20 protein-coding genes are annotated in these 15,178 nt (G+C 71.3%); 6 read left to right on the plus strand and 14 right to left on the minus strand.

Going from position 1 to position 15,178, the window contains the following annotated elements; all coding sequences use genetic code 11:
* Positions 1-62: 62 nt before the first annotated feature.
* From H4W31_RS30510 to H4W31_RS30555, 10 genes are all read right to left on the minus strand, one after another.
* Positions 63-704, minus strand: coding sequence for a SanA/YdcF family protein (locus H4W31_RS30510; protein ID WP_318783489.1), 642 nt, complete (start codon positions 702-704; stop codon positions 63-65).
* A gap of 157 nt (positions 705-861) precedes the next feature.
* A complete protein-coding gene (locus H4W31_RS30515; protein WP_225945759.1) occupies positions 862-1,503 on the minus strand; it encodes a MerR family transcriptional regulator in 642 nt (213 codons plus the stop codon).
* 191 nt (positions 1,504-1,694) lie between these two features.
* Complete coding sequence (locus tag H4W31_RS30520; protein ID WP_192769788.1) at positions 1,695-2,159, minus strand: bifunctional nuclease family protein; 465 nt, start codon at positions 2,157-2,159, stop codon at positions 1,695-1,697.
* Positions 2,160-2,472: 313 nt separating this feature from the next.
* Positions 2,473-3,240, minus strand: a complete 768-nt coding sequence (gene ftsR, locus H4W31_RS30525; protein ID WP_404825634.1) for a transcriptional regulator FtsR — start codon at positions 3,238-3,240, stop codon at positions 2,473-2,475.
* The gene (gene odhI, locus H4W31_RS30530; RefSeq protein WP_192769790.1) at positions 3,237-3,689 is read right to left on the minus strand and encodes an oxoglutarate dehydrogenase inhibitor Odhl; all 453 of its coding nucleotides are present in this window, start codon (positions 3,687-3,689) and stop codon (positions 3,237-3,239) included. The genes ftsR and odhI overlap by 4 nt, the downstream gene beginning before the upstream one ends.
* A gap of 214 nt (positions 3,690-3,903) precedes the next feature.
* Positions 3,904-4,284, minus strand: coding sequence for a glycine cleavage system protein GcvH (gene gcvH / locus H4W31_RS30535; RefSeq protein ID WP_192769791.1), 381 nt, complete (start codon positions 4,282-4,284; stop codon positions 3,904-3,906).
* Between the two features lie 68 nt (positions 4,285-4,352).
* Complete coding sequence (locus H4W31_RS30540) at positions 4,353-5,375, minus strand: DUF881 domain-containing protein (RefSeq protein ID WP_225945760.1); 1,023 nt, start codon at positions 5,373-5,375, stop codon at positions 4,353-4,355.
* A gap of 10 nt (positions 5,376-5,385) precedes the next feature.
* Positions 5,386-5,718 carry a small basic family protein gene (locus H4W31_RS30545; protein ID WP_192769792.1) on the minus strand — a complete coding sequence of 111 codons (333 nt, stop codon included), beginning with the start codon at positions 5,716-5,718 and terminating at the stop codon, positions 5,386-5,388.
* Positions 5,715-6,623: a DUF881 domain-containing protein gene (locus H4W31_RS30550; RefSeq protein WP_192769793.1), complete on the minus strand. Its 909-nt coding sequence runs from the start codon at positions 6,621-6,623 to the stop codon at positions 5,715-5,717. Before H4W31_RS30550 ends, H4W31_RS30545 begins: the two co-directional genes overlap by 4 nt.
* Positions 6,620-7,270: a CDP-alcohol phosphatidyltransferase family protein gene (locus H4W31_RS30555; protein ID WP_404825635.1), complete on the minus strand. Its 651-nt coding sequence runs from the start codon at positions 7,268-7,270 to the stop codon at positions 6,620-6,622. Before H4W31_RS30555 ends, H4W31_RS30550 begins: the two co-directional genes overlap by 4 nt.
* Before the next feature lie 338 nt (positions 7,271-7,608).
* Between H4W31_RS30555 and H4W31_RS30560 the strand changes: the two genes are divergently transcribed.
* Positions 7,609-7,848 carry a hypothetical protein gene (locus tag H4W31_RS30560; RefSeq protein ID WP_192769795.1) on the plus strand — a complete coding sequence of 80 codons (240 nt, stop codon included), beginning with the start codon at positions 7,609-7,611 and terminating at the stop codon, positions 7,846-7,848.
* Positions 7,849-7,864: 16 nt separating this feature from the next.
* Here H4W31_RS30560 and H4W31_RS30565 read toward each other — a convergent pair whose 3' ends face one another.
* Both H4W31_RS30565 and H4W31_RS30570 read right to left on the minus strand, forming a co-directional pair.
* A complete protein-coding gene (locus tag H4W31_RS30565; RefSeq protein WP_192769796.1) occupies positions 7,865-8,257 on the minus strand; it encodes a DUF2267 domain-containing protein in 393 nt (130 codons plus the stop codon).
* 114 nt (positions 8,258-8,371) lie between these two features.
* Entirely contained in the window at positions 8,372-9,490 is a 1,119-nt protein-coding gene (locus tag H4W31_RS30570) for a golvesin C-terminal-like domain-containing protein (RefSeq protein ID WP_318783490.1), read from the minus strand.
* Positions 9,491-9,675: 185 nt separating this feature from the next.
* On the opposite strand from H4W31_RS30570, the gene H4W31_RS30575 reads away from it, so the two are divergent.
* On the plus strand, positions 9,676-11,082 hold the full coding sequence (locus H4W31_RS30575) for a selenium-binding family protein (protein ID WP_192769797.1): 1,407 nt from the start codon (positions 9,676-9,678) through the stop codon (positions 11,080-11,082).
* A complete protein-coding gene (locus H4W31_RS30580) occupies positions 11,079-11,717 on the plus strand; it encodes a hypothetical protein (protein WP_192769798.1) in 639 nt (212 codons plus the stop codon). The genes H4W31_RS30575 and H4W31_RS30580 overlap by 4 nt, the downstream gene beginning before the upstream one ends.
* Positions 11,718-11,828: 111 nt before the next feature.
* Here the strand turns inward: H4W31_RS30580 and H4W31_RS30585 are convergent, their stop codons facing one another.
* The gene (locus tag H4W31_RS30585; RefSeq protein WP_192769799.1) at positions 11,829-13,028 is read right to left on the minus strand and encodes an XdhC family protein; all 1,200 of its coding nucleotides are present in this window, start codon (positions 13,026-13,028) and stop codon (positions 11,829-11,831) included.
* A gap of 263 nt (positions 13,029-13,291) precedes the next feature.
* Here H4W31_RS30585 and H4W31_RS30590 point away from each other — a divergent pair, with 263 nt between their 5' ends.
* Together H4W31_RS30590 and H4W31_RS30595 are read left to right on the plus strand one after the other, a co-directional pair.
* Positions 13,292-13,501, plus strand: coding sequence for a phosphatidylethanolamine-binding protein (locus H4W31_RS30590; protein WP_192769800.1), 210 nt, complete (start codon positions 13,292-13,294; stop codon positions 13,499-13,501).
* A 59-nt stretch (positions 13,502-13,560) separates the two neighbouring features.
* Positions 13,561-14,046, plus strand: a complete 486-nt coding sequence (locus H4W31_RS30595; protein WP_192772512.1) for a hypothetical protein — start codon at positions 13,561-13,563, stop codon at positions 14,044-14,046.
* A gap of 27 nt (positions 14,047-14,073) precedes the next feature.
* Here H4W31_RS30595 and H4W31_RS30600 read toward each other — a convergent pair whose 3' ends face one another.
* Positions 14,074-14,307 carry a hypothetical protein gene (locus tag H4W31_RS30600; protein ID WP_192769801.1) on the minus strand — a complete coding sequence of 78 codons (234 nt, stop codon included), beginning with the start codon at positions 14,305-14,307 and terminating at the stop codon, positions 14,074-14,076.
* A 211-nt stretch (positions 14,308-14,518) separates the two neighbouring features.
* Here H4W31_RS30600 and H4W31_RS30605 point away from each other — a divergent pair, with 211 nt between their 5' ends.
* Entirely contained in the window at positions 14,519-15,172 is a 654-nt protein-coding gene (locus tag H4W31_RS30605) for a DNA glycosylase family protein (protein ID WP_192769802.1), read from the plus strand.
* Positions 15,173-15,178: the final 6 nt, after the last annotated feature.

Below are 15,178 nucleotides of genomic sequence, written 5' to 3' on the forward strand. Positions count from 1 at the left end.
CGCGCGCGGTCATCATCCCCAGTGGACTGCAATCCCGCAAATCCCGGAACCCCATCGACGACTCAACCACCCAACGCATCCCGGACACCCGACTCGGGCGGACCGAGAAACACCGGATCCCGGCCGGTCAACACGTCGTACGCCGCTTTCACCGCCGCGAAGTTCTCCCGGAACCCACCCCAGTTCCAGGCCCGTTCGAACCGGCGCACGGAATCGTCACCGACACCCACCGCATCCACACCGACCCGCCGGCACACCGTCACCGCCCGCGCGATATGGAAACTCTGGGTGACGACAATGGTGCGATCGACACCGAAGACCCGGCGAGCCCGCAGACACGAGTCGTAGGTGTCGAAACCCGCATGGTCCTCGACCACCTGACGGGCCGGCACACCCCGGTCGACCAACCAGCGACGCATCGCCCCCGGCTCGTCGTACTCCCACCGGCCATGGTCCCCGGAGACCAGGATCGCCCGCACCTTGCCGGCGTCGAGCAGCTCCTTGGCCAACCCCAGCCGCGCCGCCAGGAACGCCGACGGCGTCCCGTCCGGATTGACCTGCGCACCCAACACCAACGCGACCGGCGCCGCCGGCACCCCGGCCAGATCGTAGACGTGGTCCTCCGCCGACTGACGTACCCAGAGCACACTGCCGACCACCGAGACCGGCAACAGGAGCGCCACGACCACCGCGGCGACAATCAACCGCCGCCACCAACGGCGGCGACCACCGGAGCGGACAATCGGGACGGGACCGGGAGACTCCGGCAGCGCAGCTGGCATACCACCCATTATGCGGTGACGATCATGGCAGCCGACAGGCCCGGCACAGCAGGCCGCGCGGACGGTAAACCGCGCCGCCTCAGCCCGCCCGGCGACGAGCCCGACGGGCCGCCAACTCGTCACCGGCATCCGACGCCACCGGCTCCGGGGACGTACCGACCGGCATCGGCTCCCCCGCCGGCTCAGCCGGCAGATGCGACAGCGACCCCTGGATCTCCTTGAACGCGCCGCCGATGGCGATCCCGAACACGCCCTGCCCACCCTGCAACAGGTCGACGACCTCCTCCGGAGACCGGCACTCGTAGACCGTCGTACCGTCGGAGATCAACGTGATACCGGCCAGATCCGCCACCCCGCGCGAACGCAGCGTCTCAATGGCCCGCCGAATGTTCTGCAACGACACCCCCGCGTCGAGGAGCCGCTTCACCACCTTGAGCACCACCAGGTCGCGGAACGAGTAGAGCCGCTGCGTACCCGAACCCGACGCATCCCGCACACTCGGCACCACCAGCGTCGTACGCGCCCAGTAGTCCAACTGCCGATAGCTGATACCGACCGCCGAACACGCGGTCACACCCCGGTAACCGACCGCGCCGTCCTCTATCGCGACATCGTCGACCGGGTGATCCTCCGCTACCCGACCATGCCCTTCGACGTGACGCTGGTCCTCACCGCGCCGGTAACCAGATGTACCCGGATCAGGGTCCTGTGGCTCATGCATCGGACAACCTCCCCGCCCGTGCGGTGACACGTCGTTTCCGGGACGTGCACCCCTCGACAGGCCCAACCCTATAGCCCGGCTGAAGGCTTACCTCGCAGGATTTGCCGCGACACGCCGCACCTCGGCGATCACCCCCCGCGTACCCGGACGAACCAGTAGTCACGGCGACCCGGCACATGCGGGGCCGGCACTCAGCCGGCGAAGTCCTCCGGGCGGACCTGCTCCAGGAACTCCCGGAACTTCTCCACCTCGTCCTCCTGCTCGTCCGGAATGATGATGCCCGCCTCGGAGAGCACCTGCTCCGCACAACGAATCGGCGCACCGACCCGCAACGCCAGGGCGATCGAATCACTCGGCCGGGCCGACACCCGCAGCCCGTCACCGATCAGCAGGTCGGCATAGAAGACATTGTCCTTCAATTCGACAATCTCCACGGCGCGCAACGGCGCCTCCAACGCGGCGAGGATGTCCCGAAGCAGATCGTGGGTCAGCGGGCGGGCCGGTTTGACCCCCTGCTGCTCGTAGGCGATCGCGGTTGCCTCGACCGCACCGATCCAGATCGCCAGGTAACGGTCGCCCTCGACCTCTCTGAGCAAAACGATCGGCTGGTTGGTGGGAAGCTCCACCCGAACCCCGACCACGCTCAGCTCGCGCACCGCCGCCTCCGTGTCGCTGTCGTCGTCCCCACCACCGTCCTGCGGCGGCCGATGCTACCCGCCGCCGGAGCCGGCATGCCCCTTCCCTGCACGGTACACGGGCCGGCATACCGCCGCCCCACGCGCGCCGCCCGCACCCGCCGCACCCGAGCCGATTACCCCGGGAAGCCTACGCCACGCCCACCGCCGCAGATCTTTCCTGCTGACCGAGTGCGCGAGCACACACCAGCGCGCGACAAAGGGCCGGCACGCGGCAAACGGCGCCGACGGCCCGCCACAACCGTGGCCGACGGCGCCACCCCCGGAGCCCCGCTCAGCGCCCCAGCGTCCCCCGCAGCCCGACCCGGACCAACGCGGCGTGCAACCGCTGCGACAGCCCCACCAGCTCCCGCGCCGCCTCGGCCGCCCGAGCCCGGGCCGCCGGATCCGACTGCCGGGCCAACGGCGCCACCAGCTGAGCGAACAACCCCACCTCACGGTCCGCCGCCGTCCGGTAACCACGCAGATGACGCGGCTCCAGGCCATAGGCGGCCAGACCCGCGACCGCCTGCGCGATCACCAACGCGTCCGCGTCGTACCACCCCGGTGGCTGGGACACCACCAGACCCATCCGCTCCAACTCGGCCAGCGTCTTCTCGTCGATCCCGCTGCGGGACAGCAGATCGACACGCCCCAGCCGGGACTCCGCCGACTCGACCGGCGTACCGACCTCCCGGCCCGGCACCTCACCGTCCGGCCCCACCGCCACCAGCGACGGCCTCGACCGCTCCGGCCCCGGCAGCCCCTCCTGAGTCGCCTCCGCGAGCTGCTCCCGGATCACCCGCAACGGCAGGTACTGGTCCCGTTGCGCGGTCAGGACGAACCGCAACCGCGCCACATCGTCCCAGCTGTACTTGCGGTAACCCGCCGGCGTACGTTGCGGCTCGACCAGACCCTCGGACTCAAGAAAGCGCAGCTTGGAAATCGTCGTGTCGGGAAACTCCACCCGTAGCTGCGCCAGCACCTCGCCGATACTCATCAAGGGCTGGCCTCGAGCGACCGCCCCCGGATCGGGAACAGCCGCCGCCGCACGCTCGTTCACCCCCGGATGGCCCCCTCCTCCGGACGCGGACCGGCGATGAATACCAGCCGGAACTTGCCGACCTGCACCTCGTCGCCGTTGCTCAGCGTCGCCGCCTCGACCCGCTCCCGGTTGACGTACGTCCCGTTCAAACTGCCCACGTCGCGAACGGTGAACGTGCCACCGTCACGGTGGAACTCAGCGTGCCGACGCGACACGGTGACGTCGTCGAGGAAGATGTCACTGTCGGGATGCCGACCGCTCGTGGTCACATCGTGGTCCAGAAGGAACCGGGCACCGGCGTTCGGGCCACGCCGCACCACGAGCAACGCCATGCCCGGAGGCAGCGAACCCGACATGCGGCTCGGAACGACGTCAGTCTCTGGCCCCTCCAACATTTCGTCGAGAGAACCAAGATTGAGCGTCGATGTGACGTCGAGTGGGGGGAACTCGTCGTCTGGGCGCGTCATTGGGACCACCTCACGGATCTATTCGGTCGGCGTCGGGGTTGACGGGTCTGGCCGCCGGGCGTTGTCGAGGCCCAGCGGCTGGCTCCCCCGTGCCCGGGAAGGCATTTCCGCAACGCGCAACTATTGGTTCTCGGTCGACTGGGCGAGCCTAGCCAGCGCCGAAATACAGGGCAACCAGACGCGCGGACACAACCCCGCGCTGGCGTCACCGCGATCAGCTCTCGGTCAAGTCCCGGTAAGCCTCGGCGGTCAACAATTCGGCCACCGACGCCGGATCGCTCGGCGCGATCTGGACCAGCCAACCCGAACCGTACGGGTCGGTGTTGATCACCTCAGGGGTGTCGGCGAGCTGCTCATTGCGCGCCACCACGGTACCGGTCACCGGGGCGTAGATCTCGGAGACGCTCTTCGTCGACTCCACCTCACCGAACGAGTCGCCGGCCTGCACCGTCGCACCCTCGTCGGGAAGCTGGACGTACACGATGTCACCCAACGCGTCCTGCGCGAAGTGGGTGATGCCCACCCGCACCGGTCCGCTGCCGTCGCCCGCCACCCACTCGTGCTCGGCGGTGTATCGCAGGTCCTCAGGAATCACCAGACGCGTCCTTCTCCGTCGCACCAATCAACACCGGGACCGGCAGTCGCCGGCCCCGGCCGCGCCGGTCAGGAAACCGGACGCGCGTGTTGCAGATCCTTGGGCGGGCTGAGGGCCGTCACGTCGACCACCTCCCGCTCCTGGATCGCCACGTTACCGCCGTCGCCACTGACCGATGCCACCACCCCGCCCGGGATGTTCAACGCGGTCTGCATCGTCTTCGGATCACCTATGACCATGATCATGTACGGCCCCGTCAGCCGGCGTCCACTGACTGAGATACCGCCGTCCGCGTCGAGGAAGTACGTCGATGCGATGATCCGCACCGTCGCACCGTCACCCCCGGCGATCTGCATCGCCTCCGCGCCCGCACCCCGCAACTCCTGCACCGCGTCCAGCACCCGCGACGCCGCGATCGGCTTGGACACCGGCATGAAGCTCACCGTCAACCCGGGACCCCGCGCCGCCAACGTCCCCGCCAGCACCCCCAGCTCGTCGGCCCTGCGGGTCGCCTCGTCCAACGCGGCCTGACGCCCCTGCGCCCCCGAACTCAACTGCCGCTGGCTCTCCTCCAGCCCCGCGATATCCTGCCGGACCCGCTCCTCCTGCGCGTCCAGATCCGACAGGATCCGTACCAGGTCCTCCTGGCGGGTGCTCTCCAACGACGCATCAGTCGAGTTCGACTTCAGCTGCACCACCAGCGTGAACCCCAACAGCGCCAGCAGCACCGCGATCATCGCGTTGGCCGTGGTCAGCCGCGGCAGCACCCGCCGGACCGGCGACCCCGCCCCGACCGGCTCCTGCTTCGCCGGCAACGGCACCGTCTCGTCGCCGGTGGGCAACGCCACCGTGGGACCATCATCGGACTCCGCCGGACCGCCACCCACGGCGCCGTCCCGAAGCCGGCCACCATCGTCGACCGACGTCTCGGCCGCACCAGAACCGCCACCCGCCACGGACACCGAACCCGGCCGGTCACCGGCCGCACCGACCCCGGCATCCGGACCCGGCGCGGTATCCCCCGACCCGGGCCGCTCCCCGGCACCGTCCGGCGACCCCGGACCGCCGTTCTCCCTCGCTGACTCAGCCATCGCCACGAACCTACGCCCGGAACAGGTGCCGGCGAATAGCCGCCACGTTGCCGAAGATCCGGACACCGAGCACGACCACCACACCGGTGGACAACTGCCCACCCACACCCAACTGGTCACCGAGGTAGACGATGATCCCCGCGACCAGCACGTTCGAGATGAACGAGATCACGAACTGCTTGTCGTCGAAAATCCCGTCAAGCTTGGCCCGCACCCCGCCGAACACCGCATCCAGCGCCGCCACCACGGCGATCGGCAGGTACGGCAACAGCGCCAGGGGCACCGTCGGATCCAACCAGACGCCGAGGAGCACCCCGGCGAACAACGCGAGCACAGCGATCATCGGCCACCTCCGGACGAACTGGGGGACGTCCCCGACCCCGCCGACGACCCGGACCCCGAGGACGTCGGTGTGGGCGTGGGCGAGGGTTTGGCATAACGCAACTGCGGCTCGGTCGCCGCCGGCAGAGTGAGGTCGTCCGCACCCCGGAAATCGAACGACATCCCGTGCTCCTCGGCGACGGTGTCCAGTAACCGCGCCGCGGCGCTGTCCCGGAACCGTCGCTCCAACTGTCGAGGACCGATCGCGGACACCTCGTACGGGCCGATGACCGGTTTGAAGTCGACCAGAATGGCGCCGCCGGCCGCCCGGATCGTCGAAGTCGCCGTCAGCCGCTGCCCGTTGATCGAGATCGCCTCCGCCCCGCCGCTCCACAACGCGTTCGCGATGTCCTGCAGATCCCGGTCCAGCACCCGGCCGAGATTGGTCCCGCCGGCCCCGGTCACCGCGTCGGCCTTGGTCGGCGCGTCGGCGACCCGGACCACGACCCCGTCACCACGGACCCGCCCCAGCCCCGTCGACGCCTCCAGGTTCCGCAGGTTGGCCGCTACGCTGCCGGACAACGCCGCGTCCCGCTGCCGGGCGACCTCGTCGCGCAACCGGTCGGACTCGGCCGTCAACGTCCCGTTGTCGGCCTCCCGCTGCTTGATCTGCGCCACCAGGCCCGCCCGGGCCTCGCTCCGGCTCGGCTCGGCCGCCATCGTCTGGCGATAGGCCACGGCCAGCAGGAAACCCAGCAGAATCAGGGTCACCACGCTCACCGTACGAGGCGCCGACCGTCGCCAACCCTTGACCGGACCGGCCCGTCGACGCTGCTCGGCGGCGTCGGCGTACCCGGGATCGAGGGGATTGCGGAACAGCTCGGTGAGAAAATCCGGAGCGTACGCCCGCTTACCGGGCTCGGTCATGCCACCTCCGCCCGCGAGGATCGGGCCGCCCTGATCAGCCGGCCCGCCTGGATCAGGTACAGCCCACCCGCCAGCCAGTAGAGCGCCAGCCCCCACAGGGCCAGGCTCCACCCGATCGCCCCGGCGGCGGTGGCCGCACCCGCGGACGCGTCGGCGAGCAGGAGTGTCGGAAAGGCCGCCAACAGTACGAAGGTGGCCGTCTTGCCGAGATAGTGCACGGGCGGCGGACGGTAGCCGTACCGCCGCAGGACCGCGATGTTGGCCGTCATCACCACGTCCCTGGCCAGCAACGCGACGGTGAACTGCCACGGCACGACGTCGCGGACCGTCAACGCGATCAGCGTCGCCAGGATGTAGAGCCGGTCGGCGACCGGGTCCAGCAGTTCACCGAGCCGGCTGACCTGGCGCAGGCGGCGGGCGACGTACCCGTCGACCCAGTCGCTCAAGCCACCGACGGCCAGTACGACGAGGGCGGCAACGTCGGAGTGGGCGACCAGGAACAGGTAGAGGAAGAGCGGCACCCCGAGCAGTCGGGTGAAGCTGATCAGGTTGGGGACGGTGAGGATCCGCCCCGTCGAGCCGGCGGACTCGGCGGCAGCGCCACCGGTTGGCTGGGTATCACTCGCCCGCGCCGGCCGACGCGACACCGAACCTCCCTCCGCGCCACGGTTTGGCGCCCCGCCGAGTGGGCGGGTCCGCAGGACCGGTACGCGTTTCCGGCCGACTCCTCCCCCGGAATGCATGCCGCACCCCCGGTGATGCCGGCGCCTGACACAGCTCGGCCTCCGCTGACGCGAGTCCCGTTGCTGCTCAATTGCCGTGCCACTATATCCGGCCGAAATTCGGGCGGACCGACCGTGCCCGGTGCGTTCGTTGGTTTTGTTCGCGGACAGGATGTGACGTGGGGCACGTCTTGTCCGGCATCCTAGGAAGCTAGACTAACGGGCACCCTGGCGGTACCTCGGTGAGCGGGCGGCAGGATGACGTGGGAAGGGTCAATCGGCCGGGCTACCTGCGGGACGTGGCGGCACCGGCCCGGGAGACGCTGGCCGGCGCGCTCGGCGCGGCGCACCAGCTTCCCGGCCGGGCCGCGGCTGATCTGCTGCGCGCGGCGCACGACGCGTCCACCAGCGGGCTGCACGTGGCCGGCATCGTCGGCGCCGTCGTCTTCGCGGGCCTGGCGGTGTGGTTCCTGCGGGTGCACCGCCGAACCCGCCGGGCCTGACCGGGCCCGGCGCCGGTCAGCCGCTCAGGCCGGCCCGACCGAACAACGGGGCGTACCCGGACGGCAGTTGGGTCAGCACGTCGTTGAGCTCACCGCCGGAGACCGCCTCGGTCACGGTGCACAACACCGCGCTCGCGTCCCACTCGGCGGTGCGGACCGTCGCGCCGGCCCCGGTCGCCACCCGGGCCAGGAACTCTCGGGCCCCGAAGCCGCCCGCTCCGCCCTGCCCGGCCGAGATCAGGGTCGCCGCCAGCGGCCCAGGCAACTGCGCCGCCAGGTCCTCGGCCTCATCCGGGTGCAACCGCTGGGCCAGGATGCCGAGCACCAGGTGGGTCACCCGTTCCGCCTCCGCCGGGTCGGCGTACTCGCCACGCTCCCGTACCTTGGCGAGAAACTCGTCGTACCGCACTCCCCCACCCCCGTCCGGGACCAGACCGCCGAAATGCCTACCGCCGGCACGGTGTACCCACCGGTGCGGCGATGATGCGCGGGCGGTCCGGCCCGGAACGGGACAGGTCGGCCGTCAGACCCGGGTGATCCGGACCGCGTCGGCGACGACGTACCCGGTGGCGCCGCTCCACCGGCTCACCCCGACCACGTTCTTGTCGCCGGCGGTCAGGGTGAAGTTGCCCAGCGAGCGCCAGGCACCGCCGCCGGTGCTCTGGTCGACGACCACGGTCTGGCTGCCGCTCTTGGCCAGCACGACGTACGGGGTGGCGGTGTTGTAGCCGGCGATGCCCGGGTACCACGCCTCGACCCGGTACGTCCCCTCCGCCGGGATGTTCGCCTTGTAGTAGGCGACGTCGCTGATCGCCTCCGGGTTGGCGTACCGGTAGTCGGCTCCGTAGCGCTCGGCGGAGTAGCTGGAGGTGAGCCAGTTGGCGCTGGCGGTGAACCGTCCGCTGGTGGTGTTGTCGATGATGGTGCTGAAGGCGGGTGGCGGGGTGGTCCCGCCGCCCGCGAGCGCCTCCGCGACGTCGGTACGCAGCTGCGGCAGCATGCCGTAGAGCACGTTTCCCGGGCAGGCGGTGGCGATGTAGTCCCGGTGCCCGTAGATCCGGGAGGCGCCGATGTCGTACTGCTCGCAGATGTACGCGCAGAACTGGACGAGCTTGTCGTACAGCGCGGCCGGTGGGGTGGCACTGGTGTAGGTGCCCTCGTTCTCGATCCCGATGCCCTTGTCGTTCTGGCCGGGACAGTGTGCCCCGACGACCATTCCGCTGCCGGCGCGGAGCCGGGCCAGGCTGTTGTGCCGGCCCTCCATGATGTAGCCGCCACGGCTGATGGTGAAGTGCTGACCCGAGTCGGACCAGCCGTTGCCGTCCATGTGGAAGCTCTGGATGCTCCGGGCCATCGCGTACGCGTGCGCCTGGGTGTAGGTGGTGCTGTTCGCACCAGCGGTGTGGTGGATGACGATCTTGTCCGGCGACGAGGAGATCACGCTTAGCGAGCCCGGGGACCGCGCTCCCCAGGTGGCGCAGCTGGCGATGGTGGGAACGGGGACGGCCAGCACCGACGACTCGTCGGGAGCCGCCAGCGCCGGTGGGGCGCCGGCGATCGACAGACCGCCGGCGGCGGCACCGACGCCGAGGAACACCGCGCCGCGTACGACGTCGCGGCGGGACAGGGGGTTGCCGGTCACGGCTGGACCTCCAGTAGACGGGGGTGAAGGTTTCCTTGATTCAGCTGAGCAATGTTGAAGGAATTTTTACCAGACCATCGACGTGCACCGCTAGAGCAGACATCTTCCGTAATATCTGACTATCTCGATAGGTTGAGTAGGCAAGAGAACGTGCTGACCGGGCGAGCCGTGGACAGGAGCACACCATGACCAGATGGACCCCGGATCCCACCTTCTACGCCTCACCCCGCGACGCGGCCGGCGCGCCGCCGGAGAAGCTCGCCTATGTCGCGGCCTTCGACCGCGAGGCGCGCCGGCCGGACGCGATCGCCGTGGTGGACGTCGACCCCGAGTCCACCGGCTACGGCACGGTGGTGGGCTGGACCGACCTGCCGCACACCGGCGACGAACTGCACCACTTCGGCTGGAACGCCTGCAGCAGCGCACTCTGCCCGACCGCCCCGCATCCGCACGTCGAACGCCGGTACCTGATCGTGCCGGGGCTGCGCTCGTCCCGGATCTACGTACTCGACACCAAGGCCGACCCGAGCCGGCCGGAGATCGTCAAGGTCCTGGAGCCGGACGAACTCGCCGACCGAGCGGGCTACTCCCGCCCGCACACCGTGCACTGCGGCCCGGACGGGATCTACCTCTCCGCGCTGGGCGGGGCACACGGCGCGGACGGCCCCGGCGGGATCGCCGTACTCGACCACGACACCTTCGAGGTACGCGGTGCCTGGGAGGCCGACCGGGGACCACAGTTCCTCGCGTACGACGCCTGGTGGCACCTGAACCACGACGTCATGGTCACCTCGGAGTGGGGCACGCCGTCGATGATCGAGAACGGCATCGTCGGCGAACTGCTGCTGGGCCGGAAGTACGGCCACGCCCTGCACTTCTGGGACCTGCGCCAGCGGCGCCACCTGCAGACCGTCGACCTCGGCGACGCGTACCAGATGCCGCTGGAGTTGCGGCCCGCGCACGATCCGTCGAAGACGTACGGCTTCGTCGGCGTGGTGATCAGCGTCGAGGACCTCTCCGCCTCGATCTGGGTGTGGCACCGCGACGGCGAACGGTGGACCGCCACCCGTGTGATCGACATCCCGGCCGAGCCGGCCGACCCGGAACTCCTGCCCGACCTGCTCAAACCCTTCGGCGCGGTGCCCCCGCTGGTCACCGACATCGACCTCTCCGTCGACGACCGCTTTCTGTACATCTCCTGCTGGGGCACCGGCGAACTGCGGCAGTACGACGTCAGCGACCCCTTCCACCCGGTACAGACCGGCTCGGTACGACTCGGCGGCATCGTCGGCCGGGCCGCGCACCCGGCCCGACCGGACCTGCCGCTGGCCGGCGGCCCGCAGATGGTCGAGGTGAGCCGGGACGGCCGCCGGGTCTACCTGACGAACTCGCTCTACGGGGCCTGGGACGACCAGTTCTATCCGGACGGGGTTGGTGCCTGGCAGGCCAAGCTGGACGTCGACCCGGGCGCCGGAGGGCTGGCCGTCGACCCACGGTTCTTCCCGCACGGGAACGATTTCCGGGGCCTGCGGGTGCACCAGACTCGACTCCAGGGCGGCGACGCCTCCTCCGACTCGTACTGCTTCCGGTGACCTGGCAGCAGCTGACCGGGCTGGTCGCGCTCGGCGCGTTCCACGGGCTCAATCCGGCCATGGGCTGGCTGTTCGCGGTCGCCCGGGGATTGCAGGAGGGCAGCCGGGCGGCCCTGCTCAGGTCGCTGCCGGCGATCGCGGCCGGGCACGCGGCGTCGGTCGCCGTGGTGGCCAGCCTGGTCAGCGCCACCCGATCGGTGCTGGCGAGCACGGTGGTGGCGGTGCTGACCGGTCTGCTGCTCGTCGGTTTCGGGCTGTGGCGGCTGCTGTCCCGGCGACATTTCCGGTGGGTGGGGATGCGGCTCTCCCTGGCCCAGCTGGCCGGTTGGTCGTTTCTGGTCTCCTCCGCGCACGGCGCCGGGTTGATGCTGCTTCCGGTGCTGCTGACCGCCCCGCCGGCCGGCGGGCCGGGGCACGGTGGCCACCTCTCGGCCGCGCCGGCCGGCGCGCTGTCCGGACTGGTCGCGGCGGGCGTGCACACCGCGGCGATGTTCGCGGTGGCCGCCGGCTGCGCGGTGCTGGTGTACGAGGTGCTGGGCACCGGGGTGCTGCGCCGGGCCTGGGTCAACCTCGACCGCCTCTGGGCGGCGGTGCTGGTCACGGCCGGCCTGGTCACGCTGGTCGCCGCTACCTGACGCGTCCGTCGACCGGCCCGACGCCATCCAGCTCACCGCCCGCGGGGGGCTCGGGCGACGGCGACGGTCCCGCCGTCTACCGAGCCACGCGGCCCGGCGCCGGTCCCGCCGTCAACCGGCGGCGGGACCCCGACCGGCGGCCGGCACCTCGCCTTGGTGCACCGGGTTCTCGTCCTGCCGGAGCGCAAACTCGTGGTGGATCCGTCCCGCCAGGCCGGAGAGCCGGTTGCCGCTACCGCCCCACCTGGCCGCGACGATCTCCGCCGCGATGCTGACGGCGGTCTCCTCCGGGGTCCGGGCCCCCAGATCGAGGCCGAGCGGCGAGGCGAGCCGGCCGAGTTCGCCCTCGGACAGCCCGGCCGTGCGGAGCCGGGCGAGGCGGTCCGCGTGGGTCCGCCGCGATCCCATCGCCCCGACGTAGCCGAGCGGCAGCCGCAACGCCACCTCCAGCACCGGAACGTCGAACTTCGGATCGTGGGTCAGCACGCAGACCACGGTGCGGCCGTCCACCCGTCCGGCGTCGGCCTCGGCCCGCAGATAGCGGTGCGGCCAGTCGACCACCACCTCGTGCGCGTCGGGTAGCCGCCGGGTGGTGGCGAAGACGGGCCGGGCGTCGCAGACCGTCACCCGGTAGCCGAGGAACGCGCCGACCCGGGCCACCGCGGCCGCGAAGTCGATCGCGCCGAAGACGATCATCCGGGGCGGGGCGGCGTACGTCGCGACGAAGAGCAGCAGGTCGTCGCCGCGACGCTGCCCGTCGTACCCGTAGCGGAGCGTGCCGGTCCGGCCGGCGGCCAGCAGCCCCCGGGCGTCGTCCGTGACCGCCGCGTCCAACCGGTCGGAACCGAGCGATCCCGCGGTCCGGTCCGCCCAGACCACCATCCGGCGGCCGAGCCGACCGGCCCGGTCCGGAGGTCCGGCCGACACCACCGTCACCACGGCCACCGCGACCCCAGCCCGGATCGCCGCCGCGACCTCGGCGAACTCGCCGAATCCCGTCGGATCCACCCGTTCGACGAAGACGTCGAGGATGCCACCGCAGGTCAGGCCCACCGCGAACGCGTCGTCGTCGGTCACGCCGTAGCGCTGCAACGCCGGTACGCCGGTGGCACTCACCTGCCGGGTCAGTTCGTAGACGGCGCCCTCGACGCAGCCGCCGGAGACGCTGCCGACCGCCGCGCCGTCCGGCCCGACCAGCATCGTGGCGCCGGCCTGGCGGGGCGCGGACCGCCAGGTGGCCACCACGGTCGCCATCCCGACCGGTTCGCCGGCCTGCCACCAGCGGTCCAGCTCGTCCAGCACGTCACGCATGCCGTTCACCCGCACCCGTTCCTCGTGCCCGGTGGCCCGGCGCCGGCCCACCGGCGGCGGTCGGTCCCGCCACCATCCTCGCGTTGCCCGAGGATCGTCCCATATGTCCGATCACTCCCCTCGGTCGACCCTTGATCCCCGGTGCGAGATTACGCGGGAACGGGCCATCCGACCCCGGACCACCGGGGCTCGGCGAATGGGCCGGACCCGGGCGGGTAGACCAGCCGGGTACGGCGCCGACACGACGGGACGGGGGCAGCCTCATGCCAGGACCACGACCGGGAAGCAACGCGTACGACGTCGAACGTGCCCGGCTGCGCAAGCGAATCGAGAACTCGGGCCGCGCCAACGACAAGGAGGCGGACGAGGCGGCCAACCGGTATCTGCGGGAGGAACAGCGGCGTCCCGGCTTCGTCCGGGGAGAACGCGGACTCGGCCCCAAGGGCGAACGCGGCCCCGGTGAGCCGAAGTGATCGGCCAGACCGTTACCGGGCTGGCGCACCGGCGAACGAACCGCGACCAGGTCACCGATCTGGTCGACGGGGCGATCGCGGGTGCGGTCGGCACAGTGGCACTGAACGTCGTCACCTACCTGGACATGACGGTCCGGGCCCGCCCCGCCAGCAGTACGCCGGAGGAGAGTGCCCGGCGGCTCACGGAGGCACTGCACATCGGTCTGGGGCCCGAGGACCGGGCGGCGAACCGCCGCTCGGGCCTCGGGCCCCTGCTCGGCTACGCAATCGGCGTAGCCTGTGGCGCCGCGCTCACCGTGGTCGGTCTGCGCCGCCTTCCCGGGCCGGTGGCGGCCGGGCTGTTCGGGGCCGGCGCGATGCTCGCGTCGGACGGCATGCTGACCGTCCTGCGGATCACCGACCCGCGCCGGTGGAGCAGATCCGACTGGCTCTCCGACGTCGTACCGCACCTGGCGTACGGGATGGCCGCCCGGGCCACCCTCGACCACCTGAACCAGGCGCGGCGCCCGAACCGGCGGTTTCCGCTCCGGGTCCACCCCGATTGAGGATCGGGATCCACCGGCACCCCGGCGTTATCCGGCGTCGCCGGCCACCGGACGCGCCGGTCCACGGCCGGCCGCCCGCTCGTCGGGATCCTCGGCCACCGGCCGGGCCGCCGGGCCGTACGGGGAGACCTGTTCGGGCGGGATCCGCCGGCCGTCACCGCCGCGGACCCGTGACGGGTCACCCGGGCGCGGGCCCTTGCTGTCCTGTACGAGAGGGGTCTGCCCGTTCCGGCGCATCTCCGGCTGCTGCACGTTCGTCATCGCCGTCCCCTTCCACCGTCGTACCACTCGGTTGGGCTGCCCGGCCGGAGGCGTACCGACCGGTCGGGTGCCCCGGTGTGCGGTACGCGTCCGGTGTCGCCACCGGTGCCTCCTACCGCTCGGGCACCCGCTGCCGATTACCCGGTGCGCGGGGCGGCATTCGGTCCGCCCGCTGTGGTGCGGCTCCGGACAGCGCGGGTAACCGGAGTACATGAACCGTGATCGCGCCCTGGTGCGGGCGCTGCTCGAGCGGCAGGGGCGGACCTACGCCGAGGAGGCCGGGATCCGACTGGCCGACCGGCCGGGTCCGCTCTATCAGCTGTTGCTGCTCACGACGCTGCTCAGCACCCGGATCCGGGCCGGCGTCGCGGTCTGTGCCGCCCGGGAACTCTTCGCCGCCGGTTGCCGTACGCCGCAGGGCACGGCGTCGTCGAGCTGGCAGGACCGGGTGGACGCGCTGGGTCGGGGCCACTACCGGCGCTACGACGAACGCACCGCGACGATGCTCGGCAACGGCGCCCAGTTGTGCCTGGACCGCTGGCACGGCGACCTGCGCCGACTGCACCGCGAGGCCGGTGGCGACCATTCCGCGCTCCGCCGGCTGCTGACCGGCTTTCCCGGCATCGGGCCGACCGGAGCCGACATCTTCCTCCGGGAGGCGCAGGCGGCGTGGCCCGACGTACGCCCGTACGCCGACCGCAGGGCGGCCGGTGCCGCGCAACGGCTCGGATTGCCGTCGACGCCGGACAAGCTGGCCGGACTGGTCGGCGGGGGCGACTTTCCCCGACTCGTCTCGGCGCTGGTGAGGGTCTCCCTCGGCCAGGCGTCGATCGGCGAGTTGACCAGGGCGGCCGGTGCCCGCTGAGCCGGG

It is taken from the genome of Plantactinospora soyae, from assembly GCF_014874095.1.
Lineage (GTDB): Bacteria > Actinomycetota > Actinomycetes > Mycobacteriales > Micromonosporaceae > Plantactinospora > Plantactinospora soyae.

Coding starts and splice junctions, on each gene's coding strand:
- H4W31_RS30515 (WP_225945759.1), bottom strand. CDS start 1,503: ATGCATGAGCCACAGGACCCTGATCCGGGTACATCTGGTTACCGGCGC.
- odhI (WP_192769790.1), bottom strand. CDS start 3,689: ATGACGCGCCCAGACGACGAGTTCCCCCCACTCGACGTCACATCGACG.
- H4W31_RS30540 (WP_225945760.1), bottom strand. CDS start 5,375: ATGGCTGAGTCAGCGAGGGAGAACGGCGGTCCGGGGTCGCCGGACGGT.
- H4W31_RS30545 (WP_192769792.1), bottom strand. CDS start 5,718: ATGATCGCTGTGCTCGCGTTGTTCGCCGGGGTGCTCCTCGGCGTCTGG.
- H4W31_RS30550 (WP_192769793.1), bottom strand. CDS start 6,623: ATGACCGAGCCCGGTAAGCGGGCGTACGCTCCGGATTTTCTCACCGAG.
- H4W31_RS30575 (WP_192769797.1), top strand. CDS start 9,676: ATGACCAGATGGACCCCGGATCCCACCTTCTACGCCTCACCCCGCGAC.
- H4W31_RS30585 (WP_192769799.1), bottom strand. CDS start 13,028: ATGCGTGACGTGCTGGACGAGCTGGACCGCTGGTGGCAGGCCGGCGAA.
- H4W31_RS30590 (WP_192769800.1), top strand. CDS start 13,292: ATGCCAGGACCACGACCGGGAAGCAACGCGTACGACGTCGAACGTGCC.
- H4W31_RS30600 (WP_192769801.1), bottom strand. CDS start 14,307: ATGACGAACGTGCAGCAGCCGGAGATGCGCCGGAACGGGCAGACCCCT.
- H4W31_RS30605 (WP_192769802.1), top strand. CDS start 14,519: ATGAACCGTGATCGCGCCCTGGTGCGGGCGCTGCTCGAGCGGCAGGGG.